Origin of the sequence: Paenibacillus sp. S150 (assembly GCF_019352175.1) — a bacterium.
Lineage (GTDB): Bacteria > Bacillota > Bacilli > Paenibacillales > Paenibacillaceae > Paenibacillus_AQ.
In genome coordinates this window covers 128,387-145,562 of sequence record NZ_JACBYI010000005.1, presented here as the reverse complement: position 1 = coordinate 145,562, position 17,176 = coordinate 128,387, and the positions used below count along the sequence as shown (strand labels likewise).

Annotated in this window: 13 protein-coding genes and 1 tRNA gene; 1 reads left to right on the top strand and 13 read right to left on the bottom strand. The window is 38.3% G+C overall.

Features of this window, described 5'->3' with window-relative positions; all coding sequences use genetic code 11:
- Window positions 1–43 precede the first annotated feature (43 nt).
- The 11 genes from HYD27_RS07750 to HYD27_RS07700 all read right to left on the bottom strand — a co-directional run bounded on the left by HYD27_RS07750 (window position 44) and on the right by HYD27_RS07700 (window position 15,489).
- Complete coding sequence (locus HYD27_RS07750; RefSeq protein ID WP_219213290.1) at window positions 44–916, bottom strand: phosphorothioated DNA-binding restriction endonuclease; 873 nt, start codon at window positions 914–916, stop codon at window positions 44–46.
- Between the two features lie 450 nt (window positions 917–1,366).
- Complete coding sequence (locus tag HYD27_RS07745; protein WP_219213288.1) at window positions 1,367–2,188, bottom strand: DUF5677 domain-containing protein; 822 nt, start codon at window positions 2,186–2,188, stop codon at window positions 1,367–1,369.
- A 69-nt stretch (window positions 2,189–2,257) separates the two neighbouring features.
- Entirely contained in the window at window positions 2,258–3,004 is a 747-nt protein-coding gene (locus HYD27_RS07740; RefSeq protein WP_219213285.1) for a hypothetical protein, read from the bottom strand.
- A 210-nt stretch (window positions 3,005–3,214) separates the two neighbouring features.
- Window positions 3,215–3,634 (bottom strand): very short patch repair endonuclease, encoded by a 420-nt coding sequence (locus tag HYD27_RS07735; RefSeq protein ID WP_228745031.1) that lies wholly within the window; start codon window positions 3,632–3,634, stop codon window positions 3,215–3,217.
- Window positions 3,624–5,315, bottom strand: a complete 1,692-nt coding sequence (locus HYD27_RS07730) for a DNA cytosine methyltransferase (RefSeq protein ID WP_219213282.1) — start codon at window positions 5,313–5,315, stop codon at window positions 3,624–3,626. The genes HYD27_RS07735 and HYD27_RS07730 overlap by 11 nt, the downstream gene beginning before the upstream one ends.
- A complete protein-coding gene (locus HYD27_RS07725; RefSeq protein ID WP_219213280.1) occupies window positions 5,302–7,065 on the bottom strand; it encodes an AIPR family protein in 1,764 nt (587 codons plus the stop codon). The genes HYD27_RS07730 and HYD27_RS07725 overlap by 14 nt, the downstream gene beginning before the upstream one ends.
- Window positions 7,062–8,105 (bottom strand): PD-(D/E)XK motif protein, encoded by a 1,044-nt coding sequence (locus HYD27_RS07720; protein ID WP_219213274.1) that lies wholly within the window; start codon window positions 8,103–8,105, stop codon window positions 7,062–7,064. The genes HYD27_RS07725 and HYD27_RS07720 overlap by 4 nt, the downstream gene beginning before the upstream one ends.
- Complete coding sequence (locus HYD27_RS32640) at window positions 8,102–10,996, bottom strand: Z1 domain-containing protein (RefSeq protein WP_219213271.1); 2,895 nt, start codon at window positions 10,994–10,996, stop codon at window positions 8,102–8,104. The genes HYD27_RS07720 and HYD27_RS32640 overlap by 4 nt, the downstream gene beginning before the upstream one ends.
- 12 nt (window positions 10,997–11,008) lie before the next feature.
- A complete protein-coding gene (locus HYD27_RS07710; RefSeq protein WP_219213270.1) occupies window positions 11,009–12,463 on the bottom strand; it encodes an ATP-binding protein in 1,455 nt (484 codons plus the stop codon).
- Between the two features lie 453 nt (window positions 12,464–12,916).
- Window positions 12,917–14,419 carry a hypothetical protein gene (locus HYD27_RS07705; protein WP_219213268.1) on the bottom strand — a complete coding sequence of 501 codons (1,503 nt, stop codon included), beginning with the start codon at window positions 14,417–14,419 and terminating at the stop codon, window positions 12,917–12,919.
- On the bottom strand, window positions 14,419–15,489 hold the full coding sequence (locus HYD27_RS07700) for a nucleoid-associated protein (RefSeq protein ID WP_219213263.1): 1,071 nt from the start codon (window positions 15,487–15,489) through the stop codon (window positions 14,419–14,421). The genes HYD27_RS07705 and HYD27_RS07700 overlap by 1 nt, the downstream gene beginning before the upstream one ends.
- Window positions 15,490–15,582: 93 nt before the next feature.
- Between HYD27_RS07700 and HYD27_RS07695 the strand changes: the two genes are divergently transcribed.
- The gene (locus tag HYD27_RS07695; RefSeq protein WP_219213262.1) at window positions 15,583–15,765 is read left to right on the top strand and encodes a hypothetical protein; all 183 of its coding nucleotides are present in this window, start codon (window positions 15,583–15,585) and stop codon (window positions 15,763–15,765) included.
- 207 nt (window positions 15,766–15,972) lie between these two features.
- Here the strand turns inward: HYD27_RS07695 and HYD27_RS07690 are convergent.
- Together HYD27_RS07690 and HYD27_RS07685 are read right to left on the bottom strand one after the other, a co-directional pair.
- A tRNA-Leu gene (locus HYD27_RS07690) sits at window positions 15,973–16,055 on the bottom strand.
- A gap of 448 nt (window positions 16,056–16,503) precedes the next feature.
- A complete protein-coding gene (locus tag HYD27_RS07685) occupies window positions 16,504–17,085 on the bottom strand; it encodes a hypothetical protein (RefSeq protein WP_219213259.1) in 582 nt (193 codons plus the stop codon).
- Window positions 17,086–17,176 lie beyond the last annotated feature (91 nt).

Genomic DNA, 17,176 nt, shown 5'->3' with positions numbered 1-17,176 from the left:
AAGCAGAACGCAAACTGTTTGTCGCCCTATTTCAATTTTTAAATTATTTTACTTGATATCTCCCGGGCCCTCTAAAAACTTCTCTCATATGCCAGTCGATGTAGTGACTCTTGGGCTGATATCCAGGATGAATAGGGGCTTTAATTACCTTATCATGATATCTCATCAGCCATTCTTCAAATCCCTGTGAACCATGAGCTGTTTCAGCAACAATCATTTTTCTCTCCTCGTTAATCGTAAACACGCCACGATCAAACAGCTTGTGATGCAAGGAACATAAAGCAATTCCATTCTCTTCTACATCCGGACCTCCTGCCTGATGCCACTGGATATGGGCTGCATCAATAGCTACAAGATTGTGCCCCAATCTAACATTGAAACCACAAATCGCACAACTATACTCATAAGCCTTCAGTATTCGCGCTCTGAAGTCTGGGTCTCTTGAACGCCTTTTACGACTAACTGAAAAATCTAATCCGATCTCCTCCAAAATATCCTGATGCATCGTCTCAGAAAAATGCTCATTCAAAAGTTGTTCTGCAAGCTCTTGAATAAGCTTTTCATTATTTGTTAATAGTGCCAATACCTCCGGACGAAATCCTCCGGTTGCTTGTTTAGAGACAAGCTGCCTATCCGTAAAATTCCTTTTATCTATTAAAATATTGAGTTCCCAAATTCCATCCGTTTCAAGTCTCACGAATGGCTCTTCCGGATGATACGACTTTCTGCATGGTCCGAATTCAATCAACAAGCTTTTCAATTTCTCACGAGTTTGCACATAAGGCAGAATAGCACTATTATGTTGAAGCCGCGCAAGCGCATAAAGAATTAACAGAGGTTTATGTGGTGCTCTCTGTCCATTCTTTTTCCATATAGTTAAGTTCGCTATCCTTGCCTTTAATTCATCCGATGTCATATTTTTATCTCCCATATATGCCGCGGCGACCTCTACAAGATCTTGTGTGACGAGAATTTCAAAAAAAGTAGAATGAATTATAAGTCGGTAGCTCATCGAGTATTGAAAAGCGAGGAAAGAACTTAACCATCGTTTTTTGGGGCATATCCCCCCAATGTCACCATGATAACAACTTTTCAGGAAACGTACATGTTACCAACAATCTATCCACTCCAAAAGTTTAGAAGTTGCCATCATTTAGATGGAATTCTACTGCAAGTTACCATTCTGATAGGCTGAATTTTAAATTGTCCAACTCATTACGTGGCAACTCAAGAAAGGAATTGCTGGACCACTGGATATCTTAGAAGTATGGGAAGGCATCCTAACCTTGACAGGTTCACGATCTCATTCGCATCATCGCTCACCTATTACCCTATATTCCCTTATATAGGAATAGGCTTTAAGTCTTTATTTTATGATATTGTAGAACTCGTCTACCTTCTGCTCCCATTTATCTATAACAGATGTATCTAGATCATGGAACCCGAAATAAATTTCCATTCTGATCATTGCTAAAGTTAAAATATCTTTAATGGTACTTTTACCATGCGCTAACTCTGATGAAGTTCTACCTTCAACATCAGATTTATTCCTGTCCCACATATAACTGATACTATCGCCATCTTGATGTACAAAATGACTTCCAAAACTGTATTTATAGTAAGTGCCCTTAATTATTTCAAAACCTTCGTTTTTAGATTCTTCGAGAGTTTTTACCATCTCACTAAACGACCACTTTTGATTTATCATTTTGCGAAAATTTCTGGGATATTTGATTTCTAATTCCATTAGCTTTTCATTACTAAGTAATTGATTTTTTAAATCAGGCCATAATGTGGATAAATCATTAATCTTCATTAATAATTCAGTTGCTTTTTTATGAAGGTTTATTTGCGTTATCTCAGGAATAACACGATAGAATTCATCGCACTTTAACAAAATTTCATTTCCATTACCTATACTTATATAAAGGAGTTTTGTAGTTCCTTCAAGTACAGATCTTTTCAGTATTTCTGAGTCCCATAGTCTCCTATGACCGACAAGAAGAAGCGAACTTTCACTAGATTGATGACAACTCGAAATCAAATTAGTTAAAACAAACTGATGGATGTCCTCCAGTTCTGCATTTTCTCTATATATAGGTATACATAAATCATATGATTCCCTGAGCATATGCATCGCGGCATCAGCATAAACATATAATTCTCGTGCTAATTCCTCATCGTTCATTCCAGATTATCCTCCACAATTAGGTGTAGTACTTTTACTATTCGGCTCCCCCTGTTCTTCCATAAAAAGTTATTCTCCACTATGTATTTGTATATCTCTCGTTCTTTTATAATTCGGATTTTTTAATAATTGATCTTCTAAAAAATCATTTAATCTTGATATATCAAAAAGCTCTTGATTGAAGTTATCATACAGTTTAACCATTGGATAATCTTTTATTACTGTCCTTAAAAAATCCACTATACAAAATGTAATATTGCCTATCCACCATAATCTCTCTTTCACCATTTCTGTACTATCATTATCGAATAAATTGATTGTTATGCTGTCTTTAATACCAATTGAAAAATTATTAAAGGCCGATAAAATATTAGAATGGGCTGCAGAACTATTTATCATATCTTTATAATTTTTAAAGGTAATCGAAAAATGATTATAGTTATCGTCAATCCATTTAAGTGCCTTCTTTTTAACATTTTCATTCTCATGAGCGAAGCCATTTTCATCTATATTTACAAAGTCAAATACATTGGTTTTATCTAAAGCATAACCAGCATATATGGAAGATTCTAATGCAATCCTTAACATCAGGGACGACTGTACATCATGCTTTCTTATTGTTGCCAGTAATGATAATGTTAGAGCCTTTTGTATTTGAGAAAAAAATAATAGAAAAACATCACATTTTGGATGAACACTAACAAACGACTTCGTTAATAATATAATTGCTTCTTCCGAAAAGAGCAAAAAATCATCATATTTTTCTCTAGCATTAACTATTAATTCATGCTCTGAGCATGAGACGTATTCAATCATTGTTATTCCTCTCGAATATGGGAATTTATAGCGGTTGATATCGCTTAAATTAATCCTTATTCATCTCAAATATTCATAATGGATTTTCGAAAATAAAGTACAACCGGTTTTCTATATTTATTCTATGAGAATAAAAACTAATCAATTGGGAGGAGATATCCCCTTCCTATAGCCTCATCCATTGCTCTAGAAAACTAATCTTGAGGTATTTTAGACAGAACGAATTGAACTGACTAAATCATTCAACCGTCCTTCGGCATCCTTTTTCAACTCACATTCCCATACTATCTCCACTTTCCAGCCCATAGCTGTGAGATCATAAATTGCCTTCTTGTCTCTTTCCACATTTCGCTGGATCTTAGGAATCCAATATTCTTGATTAGTCTTGGGATCACGGTAGTACTTGCAATCTTGATGAGCATGCCAAAAACATCCATGTACAAAGACCACACATTTATATTTGGACAGAACAATATCCGGCTTCCCAGGCAATTTCGAACCATGCAGTCGAAAACGAAAACCCAATTGGTGTAAATACTTTCGTACAATCATTTCTCCCTTAGTGTTTTTCGAACGAATATTTGACATAATCTCACTTCGTTTTTGTGGATCAAACATATCATATGGCAATGGTATCACCTGTTTTTACAAAAAGCACATCCTCAAAAGCGCATTCATTAATCCCAAAATCCTCAAGTAGCGAGCTGTACGATCTAAACCCTAGTTGTTCTAACAGACATTCAGCAATAGCTTGTCCCAATAAAGGAGGTACAGCATTGCCAACTTGCTGATATTGAGAGTTCTTAGATCCGTGAAATACAAAACTGTCAGGAAAAGACTGCAATCTGGCTGCCTCTCTTATGCTTAGTGCTCTATCCAGCATTGGATGAATCCACATGGATTTGCGTACATTCAACACAGTTCCAGATGGCTTATCATACCGCAAACGAAGATAAATCGTGTTCTGCGTCCTTTCAGGAAGTGAGTAAGTAGTTTTCAACGACTTGTCAAGTTTGTGGAAGTTTTCGCCCTGTCCAAGTGCCTTAAATCTTTCCATGGCGTCATCCCCTGTATCTGTTACTACATGATTAGCAATCAAGTCTTTGTTATTAAGCAAAGTTGCTAACTTGGATCCACTTGCAAAGCTTGCAACGACTGGAGGAGCACTTATGTGAATTGATGTTTCCATATTTTCCAGATTTTCAATTGCATCTCTTACAGTGAAATAATCCTTTTCTTCAAATATAGGAGTGGGCAACTTGATTTCATTTTCTTCAATGCACTCCTTTTTGATACCGATCATGATGAACCTTTCCCTCGTTTGAGGAACACCAAAATCAGCGGCATTCAATATTGCCTTTTTTGTTTCATACCCGAGTTCTGCAAACTTATGTTCCAAGTAATCTTTAATAGTGAAAGTTTCTACAGTCGCATATATGCGGCTTTCAGAGAATTGAACTTCAAAATCTATATGGTTCTCTTTCAATTCATACACACGTTCAAACGCTTGTTCAACTTCAACCAGTGTTTTTAATCTATCAAAGTAATCCAAGTAATTCTGCCCTTCATTTGCAAATTCTCTGACTATTTCCTTGGTGTCATGATAAAAAAATTCCCAGCCTTGATTCCAAAAATCATGATGGAAATTATCCCAGTTCTCCAAGAGCTTTTGAAGTTTTTCTTTTTGCTTTTCAACATACTTTATTGCCCGTTTTTCGGTGCGTGAAAACTTCAGCAGAGTACAAAGCACAGCATATCCTTCCTCCGCCATTCGGAACTTATCTATTGGATCTTTATGTCTAATGACTTCTGCAACCAGTGCCATCGCTTTTTCACCAGAACACAAAGCTACTTTTTCTTTTTTGGTGGGTATCCTCAATATCTGAACCTCTTCGGCATTGTCAGTGGCAACAAAGAAAAAGTGTTTGCTGGATTCCAATGTTTTTACATTTTCAAGAACAAATGCTGTTGGATTTAGTTCTTCAAGGGCGCGGACATATTGCTGAACTAATTGATTGTTTCCGCTAATCAAGTTTGACTTTTGCCTATTTGCATTTGAAAACCCTTGACATGGCGGCCCGCCAATAACAACATCTATTTTCCCATGTTTATCTTCGATTTCCTGCTTAAAGAAGATGGTTGAAGCATCCTTTTGCAGTATTTCAACACCTTCATGATTTTCAGCATACGTCTTAGCCGCGTGCTTGTCATATTCGACTGCAACTTTAATATCAAACCAGCCAGTCTTCAAAAAACCAAGGCTCAGTCCGCCAGCACCAGCAAATAAATCGACCGTTTTAAGCTTCTTCATCTTCGTCCTCCTCAATCGAAGCAATTTCAAGTCCTTGACGTTTGAGCAGGAGGTTCCAGCACTCTTCACGCTTACACCATTGGGTAATATTGGTGCCTTCCACTATGGGGTGCGTAATATGTTCCCATACCCTTAGAGCCAGATCTTGCAGCATCAACTCAATTTTCTCATTAATGTCTTGCTTCGTCCATATATTATCCAGATCAATTTCAGCTTCATAAAGACGATAGGCTAAAGCAATTGTGTAAGCTACCACATTGGCTTTATAATCTCCCAACTGCAAGCTTTTTACGATCCTATCGCATTTATCGAAAAGAATAACTTTTGCCACCATGTGCTTATAGTATTTCTCGTTAGGAAATGGGACTTTCCCACTCTCAACCAACTCCATAAACTTTACGAAATTGGTTTCTGAGCCTTTGCTGACCAGATAGGGTTTTTGCATCGTACACATCATGCATTTTGCAGCAAGTGTTTTTGAAACAACGTGGCTCTTGGGATTCTCGCTTCTAAAATTCTTTTGTCGAGCCGCGGTTCTTTGTCTATTGAGTTCAACAAGGTATTGTCCACGAGCACGTTCATAAAACCAACGCACTCGTTGACGGGATGGAACCCATATTCTTCGTGAAAGCTTCTCCATTTCAACGTGCCATGGATTGTTGGCACTAAAATCTGACATCGTAATTTTGTTCTGGCTATTAGCATACTTGGATATATACGCAATAATCCTATCTTTGTTTTGATTGGATTTCAGAATTGTCAGTTTTACAGGTACAAATACTTGACTTAAATCGAGATTATTCTTGTATGCATTAGCAAGAGATGCCGTGGTTTGCCCGCCATTAACAATTTGCCAGCCGTGCAAACTATGTATTGAAACAACGTTTTGATTCAATTCATCAGCTTCTATCCATGTTGCTACCGTTGAAATCCCATTGTTGTAGGCCATGAACATCTCAGGCTCATCTCGCACTGTATCACGAATGCCTTTGTTGATCGCATTTTTAGCTTGAAGGAAGGAGCGTACATTGCGCTCAATCAATTGTTGCCCATGTTCATCATAAATCCTTGCCAGTACTGGTCCAGGCATCATTCCAACATAACAATCATACTTTTGATGCTCTGCCTGCATTTTCATCATAAAAATGCTGGAATCATAATGATCTCGCAAGTGAATGATGTTTTCCGCTGCACTGCCTGCTTGACCGACAAGCCTGAAGATCCTGTCTATATCCCATACATCATATGAAAATAAAGTATCCTCCTCTTCCCCATCTGGCGGAGGCTCAATGTCAACAAGAGCATTTGAGACAAGATAGATGCGAACGGTTGAAATAAAGGCCTGCCTTTCATAAATCATTTGCGCCAATGTAAAGGCAGTATCAGTCTCCTCCATTTCTTTATATATCCCTATTTTAGCATTTCTATAGAATCGACGCACCATCTTAAACATACGATTCGCATCATTCCTGCTCATCTTCACAAGCTTATTGTTGCGTTCCCATTTAACGACAAGCAAACTAAGGGTTGCATTTTTTTCATCAAATGCATGAGCGCTTACTTTCATTGCTTGTCGGCTGGAGTTGGTTTTTTGATAAGGACTCAGTTGGATATCAAAGATGACCTGCTCCTCTTCCAAATAATCGCACAGTATGCCCTCAATAGCCTCTTCTGTTGTACGATAGCGGCCAATTTCGTGTGCCTCTCTTGCATCTTCGGAAATCATCGCATGAAAATCATCCAGGATCATGCGATTTCCTCCTTTACGAACTGCTGCACAATCTGCCAAAATTGATGATCACCCATTTTATAGTCGGAGCAAGCTCCTATCTCCAGAGAATACGAAACATCACCCAGGCCATTTTGCAAGTTCTCGCTCAAAATACGTGGAAATCCTTCTTCCACTTTAAAAAAAGCATGTTCTTTAACAATATATCTGGTCATGTAGCTGTCAATATACGGCTTACCGAGTCCACAGCCAAATATTTTATCTTGGAATAAACTGTGAACCGTTCCATTATGCTTCACATATTCTTCAATTTCTTTTGCTACATCTCTCAAGGCTTCCCCGGTTGCATCATTTGGTTGAACCGCTATAAAGCCTAGTATAAGAGTTCCCCCTGCAAGCCGATCGCTGAGTTGCACCTCATTGTTGATAAAAACTTTGTAGGGTCTTTTTGAAGCTGTAGTCTTTATTTCAATTCCCATTTTCTGCAGAGAAAAATCAAACACATTGCGATAAGGTCCTTTCCAATAATCTATTGCCTGTATTCCAACATCGTTTTGGATCATGCTGCGGACCATCCATAACTCTCCAAACAAACCCAATTGTTCTTCCTGTGATAATTTAATATTGTCGCGAAGCGAAAAAAAGCGGCTCCAACGTTCCAATGCAATGGAAAGTTCTTTGCGCAAATGATTCCTTTTAATACCTTGAAGACAAGCACATAAATCATCAGCAACAGCAAAATACACTTCATCCGCGCTCTCCTCATTTTGTTCAATGCGGACATAACTTCCTTCCATTCCCGCATTTTCAAAGCCAGAAAAGTCGATAGCAATACCCTTCCAAGCCGGATATTTACTTCCCTTAACCGCGTCTTCTGAATTACATTGCAAATATAAGATATGTTTACCATCTGATTTTTTGACAGCAAAGACAGCCAAGATGTCTTGGCTTAATCTCATTTGCCTAGATAAAAGAGGATCATTTCCAAACCATTTTTTTGAAAGATACTCTTGATCCAGTCCAGCAAAAATTTCATGAACCAAGATTATATTTTTGTTCACTCCTGCTCATCCTCCTTCTCTAAATCACGAAAGACATTATTTACTCTATAGTTGCCTGGTGTGGAATGATGGCTTGGAGGAAACACCAACCCAATGCCAATTGGAATAATATCAGATGACAAATTCTCAAATGCATTGTTGGTGAATTTGTCTATTGGGTATATTAGCATCAGACCGCGATGCGGCTGATTCTTTCTCAATTCACTCCGAATATATGCAGCAGCCTCCCAATCTGCTCCGGTGCTATCTTTTAATATTTTGGTGCGTTTTCCACTAATACTGGATGCCTGAGCTCTCAATTCAGCAACTCGCTTCATTTGATCATCATCAAAGTCCAAGTATTCATGTTCTTGTGTTAGCAATCGTCCAAAAGCTTTGGCACCTTTTTTTTCGCTGCGGCTACCACGAGCTCGTTTAACCCCTCTTCCTATCAGCAGTTCCCCAATCTCCATATTGACCTGTTGTTGATCATCGTCAATCTTTATCTGTTGCTGATCGATTTCATCAACATTGATCAAGCAGACCGTCCATTCCGTCAATCCATTTTTGCTCATCTGTTTGAGAATATACTCCTTTAAATGCAAACTGTTTGCCCGCGGCGCATTGCGAGCTGTTTTATATTCAGATAAAAAATTGCAAATGGTCACCCCATCAACCTTTTCCCAAAAGTAATGCTTTGGCATACCTGCGCTATTGGCATATTTACTTGGCCTTTTTTGACGAAGATAATCTTCATTAGGTGGCCCAAGCTGCTTGATCAGATGCTCTACTGCATTTTGATTTTCCCGAAAAAAATCCTCATTATCTTCAAACTTGGTTGTTTCACTGATTTTGTTGCTGTAATCCTCCTGCATCTCAAACGACGCTTGCATCTTGTTCGCTGCCGCTATATGCAAATCTGAGTGCGTCAAAACCTTAAGTCCGTACTCTTTAGGCACAGCTTGACGCCGATCCATATTGAACAATTCGCCGCGTAATTCTTCTGTTGCAACCGCTATATGTCCAAACCATTCAGCCAAGGTAGGCGTAGTGTATAATCTACACAAATCAAGGTAGCCAGGTCTGTAGCCAAACCACCTTCCCATTTGCATCAGCGTATCATAAAATGTAGAAGCTCGGAGAAAATAACTGATTGACAGTCCCTCCAAAGTCAGCCCCCGTGAAAGCTTATCTCCGCCCACGGCTATCACAATTCGTCCATCGGGGTAGTCTTTATACTTTAACTCGTCATCACTCACCCCATTTACTTCAAGCACTTCTAGCTTCTCCAATACTTCAGAGATTCCTTTCAGTATAACCGGCCATTCCGGCATATTGCATCCACCTGCTAAATCGAAAAAATATTTGCACAGATGGGTGGATGTTTCTACAAAATCATCTGCCCACAATGATTTTAGCCTAGCTGCAAAAGAAGACGGATCTGCTGCATCTTCATATCTCAATCGATTTTTAATATTATTAATTTTTCTAACAACAAGATCTTTGATCTCATGATGGACACTGGTAAACCGTACTGCATGAATAAGCATCGACATATGCTCATTATCCTGTTTACGGGCAAAACGAATCGATGATGAAATGAGAAAAGCGCCAATGGCATCCACCAATGTTTCTGGCAAGCATTCCGGAACGTGGCCGTTCTTTACTTTTGCTGGAACAAACAAATCATCATACTGGACTTCTCTGATTAAGCACATCGTCTCACCATCATTGCGATTAAGACCAAAAAATTCTGCAGGACCAATGTAGTTGTCAGGTTTTGGGAGGCAAAGAATAAAGTCTTTTGGAAACAGTTCCTTCCCATACTTTTCTGTCCCTGCTTCATCATGAATAAAGATATTGGCATAAGGTGTCGCTGTATATCCCACGTATGCTTTGTTGGAAAATAAGTTGTAAATTCTTCTAATTTCCGCGTTGACACGTGAAGGTTCATATTCTGGCAGAATATTGCCATTCGCATCGCTGATCTCTTTTGTATTAACAGACGCTTGATCGGCCTCATCATCAATCATAAGCATTGAAATATTAGCAATTAATGCTTTCCCTTGCTTAAGAAGGTGATCTTTCGTTAGGTTTCCTGTTCTAAAAAACTGGTGCAGATTTCTTAAAATAGTTGCATTTTTTTTGACAATAAATACAGACGGACGTCCCCCTAACAGATGGATTTTGTTTGCTTGACTTTTCTTGAAATCTCCTTTTTTGCTTCTGTCAGTATACATGTTTACCATAAGTTGCTCAGAAAACGCCAACTTTCCTACTCCAATTTGTTCTCTAAGCATGCCATTCTTTATCGCCAGCTCAGTACTTGAGTCACAGCCAAACACCTCTTCATCAAGGCGTGCCTGCGTTTGCATTCGAAGACTATCGTGCATACCAGCCAGCACAATAATCAGTTGGAATCCAGCATCAAGAGCTTTGTTTATCAAACCGGTATAATGCGCCGTTTTGCCTGACTGTACATATCCCAATACAAGCCCTCTGCGATCACTCAGAAGCGAATTCTGTTTTGGGTCATCAATTGCATCCAAAATTTTATCGGTCGTTTCATCTAAACTTTCTATAACAGGCTGACTCCACTTTTTTTCCTTAGTTAAATAACTTCTCCATCGATTCCAGTGCAGCATAGAATTTTGGTCCTTCTGTTCCGTCCACCATTTATGCTTCTCTCTCTGCTGATCTTCTCCTTGAAGCATTAAGTAATCCGAAACTTCTTGTGTTATAGATAACCGTAGATGCTCCTTAAGCCACTTATCGTCTACATCTGAACCGCCCGGCAAACTGTTTTTTACAAATTCAATAGTTTGAGCAGCCGCTTTTTCAAAGTCTATTTCTTTTTCTTTCAGCGACCAACAGTACTCTACTGCTATTCTGGCAATTGCATCTCTATCCACAATTGACTCCTTTCATAGTTTCAATTTGTCTTTAATCATTTCGGCCATTCCTTCATATATGCTGATTTGCAGTACTTTTCCCAGTGCCTCTGAGGAACTATAACCTACATCAATCAAATCAAAGCAGAATTTCACTGCACTATTGATAAGTTCCTCTGTTTGATCTGCCTCACTAAAAATTGGTCCCGTCAGCGATACGTTCATGGGCGCAAATCCTTCAACCAAATTTATATATGTATTTAGCTTTTTTGCAGAGTCAGCCGGCAATTCAGAAAATACATTTTTTAGCAACGGGTGATGGCGATTCAACCTAAAAAATGTTCTTCCTCGAATCGACGCCTGCTCCCAAATTGCCTCATTATCTTCAGCTTTGCTCTTTTGATTGATAACTGCTCCTCTATAGTAATAAACCTTGCGCGACGCCTCCTGAGTTGTTCTTGCAATACGTCGTACGTTTTCTCTCAGCATAGATGGAGGAGCCGCCGCGGATTTTTTCACATCAATTTTCCATTCAAAATCCATATCCGCCGTTAAATCCAATTGAATTCTGGCAAGTTGACCAGGTTCATTTTTCCGAAGCATTTTGAACCAAGTGCCCGGAACAATCAGACGCTTATTTCTGTATACATAGAATCCTTGCTGTTCCATCCATCCGGAAATGCCACCCATCTCGTCATATTCCGATATTGACATTTTTGAATGGTGGGGCAATATAAAAGCATGTATGCGTATGCTTCTCCCATTGCTTTCCAAATACTCTTCTCTGAATTCCTGTGTTGCAAACGAATGGCGCATAAATGGATCCCAAGGCTCGACTCTTTTTCCATTTATAAAAATACGCACTGCTTGTAGACCCGACAAGAATCTATGAAATACCATAGACAAATGCCTTTCCATCTCAACAATTCGCTGCCAAAACCGTTCAACAGACCGATCACTGTAATTCTCAGTAATGAATCTATCCAGTTTTTCCATCACAACAATTGTACCTTGCTCATAATTGTTCAAGCGGCTCAAAGCATCTTGCCAGGCTAACGTCAAACTTCCGTCAAACAGTTCCCATCGGTTTGAAGCCATAATATTGTCAATATCCCACACTCGAACACTCATTGAATCCGAAAGTGCAAGCTTGCTTCCTACTGTCAATCGTTTGCACAATGAAAATGCTGCCGTTTTTAAACCCATGCCAAAACGCCCTAAATCATCCTGGCCTCTTTGATTCAACGGGTTCTTCGAACCGATTTTCATGGCCAGATGCAAATCTTCTTCGTTCATTCCATACCCATTATCACATACACTTATAAAGGACATTTCGTTATTCCATTTGACATCAATGCACACTTCCGTTGCTTTGGCAGTGATACTGTTATCGACAATATCTGCAATCGCTGTTTCCAGAGTATAACCTACAGATCTCAAAGACAGTACAAGTGGAGCGGCATCGGGAATTGCAAGCTTTATATTCATGGTCTCTCCTTTCTCAAAACCGATTATCTTATGAATTTACATTGATTAGTAAAAATTTCAATTTGTTAAATACAACATTCGACACCTGGGACTTTTTTCCCTTCCCAATACAAAATTTCCGACTCATGTAGTAGATCCCATATTTGCTATTGCAGATATTCTAAGGTTCCAATGGATCGTCGTAACGCCACTAGAATTAGTAAAATTAGAGGTATCTCAAAAGTTCCCTGTGTCTTGTTCTTTGGATCTGGAGAAACAAAAGATGTAGTATTCCAGAAATTCCGGTTTTCGACAGTTAGAACAAGCGCCTAAATTTTTTTGACATAAAAGCGCCACAAAACTCTTCAAAAACAACATTTGATTGGTAAATTGAGCTAGCTACTTATACAAGGAACCCAACACGTTTGAAGTGTTGGGTGATTTTTCCTACTATATAAGTGAGATTAGCTTCCCTTATGTAAAAAAATTTATTACTTTTTCAATTATTAATGGGCACTCATTGTAAAGCCATTTGAAAACCCCATGAAACTTTAGCCCAATTAAACATGCAATCAAACTTATCGTAATACTTGGCCAAATTGTCCAATGAAGATATCTTTTAAAAATCATGATTTGTTGTTGCACACTATTACCTGTAATTTGATCAATTCTATCTTCCAAAAAAATCTTTTTGTAATCAATAATTCTTTTGTTGTATACTTCAACGATAGCCTTTTTATTAGCATTCGCAAGCGTGGTGAAGTATATAGCAAGTGAAATGGAGAAAAAGCTATATACATACAAAATCCAAGGAATATACGCTTGATTCTCGGGCTTATTAAAACCAATTACAGCAGTTATAGCAGTTGCTAGCAATCCAAATAGATTTTTTGTCACAATATCAGTTATTCCAGATATTTGTTTACTGATTTCATTAGAAGTCGTTCTAATAAAATCTTCAACTTGTTTCCTTTCATCAAGGTATGACTTAACACTTTTTTGAATATAAACTCTATAGTTTTCTTTAACCATTTCGAAGATTTCAAAGATGTTATTGAAGAGTGGTTCTAAGGTTGGATTGTTTTCTTCTTTTATATGTAAATTTATTATGTTTTGAATCAACCCAACTTTATCGGATGTCTTTTCGCTATAAGCCCATTCATATAATGAATACAATTTATCTATGTGTTCCTTCTCGCATACATCAGGCATAACTAGTTGAAATCTTGTTTGTTTAAGACCAGAAAAGGTAGAAGAATATCCTTGCTCTTCATCAGAATATTCAGTATTTAAGGCAGTAAAGGTAACGCACATTTGGCCAGCTATTCGATTCAAAAATTCACTTAACTCGTTTGATGCTCCATCATTAAAATAATAGACATCCGGAGGGAGCAGACTAATTTCTCGATTCCAACGTATATTTTCATTCCGTTCCTTTATTTTATTTCGAATTAACTTGAACTTCTTCTCGTAGTCTTCAAACGATGTGTTTAAAATTTTTATATCTCCGATAGCAATAAAACCATTGATAACTGAAGATGAGAATTCTGGCTGGTCGTAAATAATTATGTAAGCAGGTTGAGATATTTTTTTGAAAATACATTGCTCCAATTTTGTAAAACTGAGACTACTTAGATTTCGGATTAATAAATCCACATGTGAGAAAATATGTATATTAAAATCGCTTAGCAGTGTTGGAGATATCATTCTTGATTTCTTGATTTCTATCTTCACAACGATTATCTCATTACACAAGTCGAGTGTATTTGTTACTAGCACACCCTCGGATGGTAATGAAAGAATCGGTTCTTCATCAAGGTGAAGTGAGAATTCAGATTTCCAAGAAGAAGAGAACTCAGCAACAAATTGTTTGAGCAATGCTTTTTGAAGTTGATTTGAATAAACTACATTATTATGGGTTTCACTCTGTTGAGTAAACCCCCAGGACTTGATTAACTGTAGCCATTCCATTGACATCAGTCCATTTTCCGAATTTTCAATCCCGTTATAATTATATCAGCCACTTCTTCCCCAGATACATCATCTATTCGTGTAGTTAACTTAAATTTATCTTCATCATCATATATTGCCGGATCAACTTCAAGCTTTACTCCCACTAATATTATTTGCCTTTTTTTTGCATAAACTTGTGCAACATCCTGAGATTTTGTAAATTCAGCACGCTTGACCCCGTTCTTTTCAAATTCAGCAATTAATGAGTCCATATATAGTTTTCTTTCCTGTTCAGGCAGATCCTCGCTAAATTGTGATTCAACAAATTGCCTAATGTTTATGTTCTCTGTATTAACGACAAGATTAATTGCATTATCAAAAATAGCCTTTTTCTTTTCAGGATTTATTGCAGCAATCTCGTTGAAACTTCGTACACCTTTAATAAACCCACTTGTATTTGTCTTAGCATCATCAATAAGTTCGACATTCAGGAACTTTTTTTGGAAAAACAACGATATGTCTGTTTGGTCGGTTTTACTTTTTTGTCTGTCTAAGATAATTAATTCATAATTATCACTTGTTCGTTTAATAAAAGCTGCTTTTTGAAGTTTAGTTCCAAGCTGTGGCCATCCGCTTCCTAACTTTTTAATACCAATGTATCGTCCTTGATCAGTGTCAGTCGCTTCTGAAATGTAATTTTCCTTATAATCTAACTTTAGCAAACAAACATATTCTATTCCATTACAGTTTGCGAGGCAAACTGTAACATCTGCCGCTGAGATAGTTTTATTCGTCATGGAATTAAACAAAATTCTTGCCAAAACTTTAGAGCCAGAAATAAACAAATTATCTTTATCATCAAGTATCTTATAACTCTCTGATAAGACTTGGTTGATGTCTTTATCTAAAAAATTCGCATAACGAATTCTGCCATCCTCTAATCCACTTATGGTATGTGTCTCAAGCACCTTCCTGAGTTCATCATCCATGTGCAGTGCAAGATCGGAAAGATCTAGTCCAGCATTATTTTCCTGTTGATTATCTAGTCGATGTATAATGGCTGAATTAATTTGTAACTGGTCAACTTTTAACATCCTCAGCTATCTCCTTTTAAACAACTAAAGCGGCGAATAAACTCATCAGCTTGAAGTAAAATAAAGTAAACTCTACAAAAGGTGGTGTAAATAATGAAGCAATTTAAGGTTTTCGTTGAGCATGAAGACTCATGGAAATTGTTTGGAACCTTCACAGCAGAAAACGGAGAGATGGCGTTAGAATTGGCACGTTCTTCAGTAATTGAGTTAATAAACTTATTTAAAGAAGAAGAACTTCCTTACGTAAATATGGAGTATATGGAAATCCTCTACTGACAATATACCAGAATATGTTTCTTTATTCTACCATTTTTAGTTCTAAGACCTGTTACTCATCTACGTGTTATTGAAATTTTTCTTTCCGAGACCTAGGGTAGCCGCGCTCTCTTTGGTGCTGTTTTTTATTCGTATGCAGATGCGATACCAATGCCAAGTTATAAAAAGAAAAACTCTTCCTAAGAAGAGTTCTGTTTGACAGTATAGTGCGTCAAGAGGACTCGAACCTCCACGATATTGCTATCACTGGCACCTGAAGCCAGCGCGTCTGCCAATTCCGCCATGACCGCATATTAAATTGTGGCTTGACTCTCTTCTTCAGCAGAGTTAATGTCGACACAGGATCGCGCCTATGTCAGCCGCGCTAAATATCACTTTAGCGTGGTGAACCAAACTTTTGAGGGAATTAACGTGATTGGTGGGCATTTGCAGGTTTGGCGCGGCGGCCATTTTGCAAGTCCAATCACCGTGCGGCCTGAGAGCCGATAAGCGCATAAAATTGTTGCCGCACCAAAACCTGAAATCGGCGCGTCTCGCCAGGGGCGTGCAAAATCCAGGTCCGGAAATCCCTTGCACAGCGTAGGTTTTCCATTCTGGACAGACGCACCAAATTTTCAGTCTTGCGCCTCTCCATACATGAATTTAGACGCAGACCATACACGCGGCTATATTCTCGAAGTGGCCCCTGCTGATTTCCATCCTCTATACTAGAAAGGAGCACTTTTTTAGGTGAATCACTTAATTAATTTGCCCTTGATAAGTACGTCCATTTGTTGATCTCAAACTCTTTCTCATCTCATCAATCTTGTCAAGCCAATCTTCCTTCATCAATTCATCCGATCTATCATCGCTAACGGCAGAAGTATAACTTGTATCACGCCGCGGCAGGTCTTGTAAGTTCTTCGCCCTTAGCTCAAGCTTTTCCATTCTGGCCTCCCTGACCTTTATCCATCTGCATAAGCCGCATCGTCTGCCATTCCTGAAATTGTTCAAGCTTATCGCTGTCTCATGCCCATTATCACAAGTAACCTTAATCGGTGTTTTTCCGTTCAGGTATATGGATTCTTGAACCTTATAGCCTTCCTGCTCAAATATGGTTTTCACTTCATCGAAGGCATATTTCTTCCTTCGGGAGCAAGTGCTGCACCTACGCCCAAAATCAAAATTACTAATATTCGTTGTCCACTCATGACCAAATGGACATCGTACCTTCATATTTGCCTTCGCATTTGTATATTCTGTGGAGAGCAGCTTGTAGCCTTCCCTATCAAACCGCTGCTTTACTTCTTCATACGTAAGCTTATCTCTGATAAAAATCATGTGTACCCCTTCCGGGGCCTGACGAAGTCTGCAACTACGCGGAGAGACTTTTAGAGGTGCGCCACCAATGACAGGTGGTGATATATTACAT

Coding starts and splice junctions, on each gene's coding strand:
- HYD27_RS07685 (WP_219213259.1), bottom strand. CDS start 17,085: ATGATTTTTATCAGAGATAAGCTTACGTATGAAGAAGTAAAGCAGCGG.
- HYD27_RS07725 (WP_219213280.1), bottom strand. CDS start 7,065: ATGATCCTGGATGATTTTCATGCGATGATTTCCGAAGATGCAAGAGAG.
- HYD27_RS07730 (WP_219213282.1), bottom strand. CDS start 5,315: ATGAAGAAGCTTAAAACGGTCGATTTATTTGCTGGTGCTGGCGGACTG.
- HYD27_RS07695 (WP_219213262.1), top strand. CDS start 15,583: ATGAAGCAATTTAAGGTTTTCGTTGAGCATGAAGACTCATGGAAATTG.
- HYD27_RS07710 (WP_219213270.1), bottom strand. CDS start 12,463: ATGAATATAAAGCTTGCAATTCCCGATGCCGCTCCACTTGTACTGTCT.
- HYD27_RS07750 (WP_219213290.1), bottom strand. CDS start 916: ATGACATCGGATGAATTAAAGGCAAGGATAGCGAACTTAACTATATGG.
- HYD27_RS07740 (WP_219213285.1), bottom strand. CDS start 3,004: ATGATTGAATACGTCTCATGCTCAGAGCATGAATTAATAGTTAATGCT.
- HYD27_RS07700 (WP_219213263.1), bottom strand. CDS start 15,489: ATGTTAAAAGTTGACCAGTTACAAATTAATTCAGCCATTATACATCGA.
- HYD27_RS07745 (WP_219213288.1), bottom strand. CDS start 2,188: ATGAACGATGAGGAATTAGCACGAGAATTATATGTTTATGCTGATGCC.
- HYD27_RS07705 (WP_219213268.1), bottom strand. CDS start 14,419: ATGTCAATGGAATGGCTACAGTTAATCAAGTCCTGGGGGTTTACTCAA.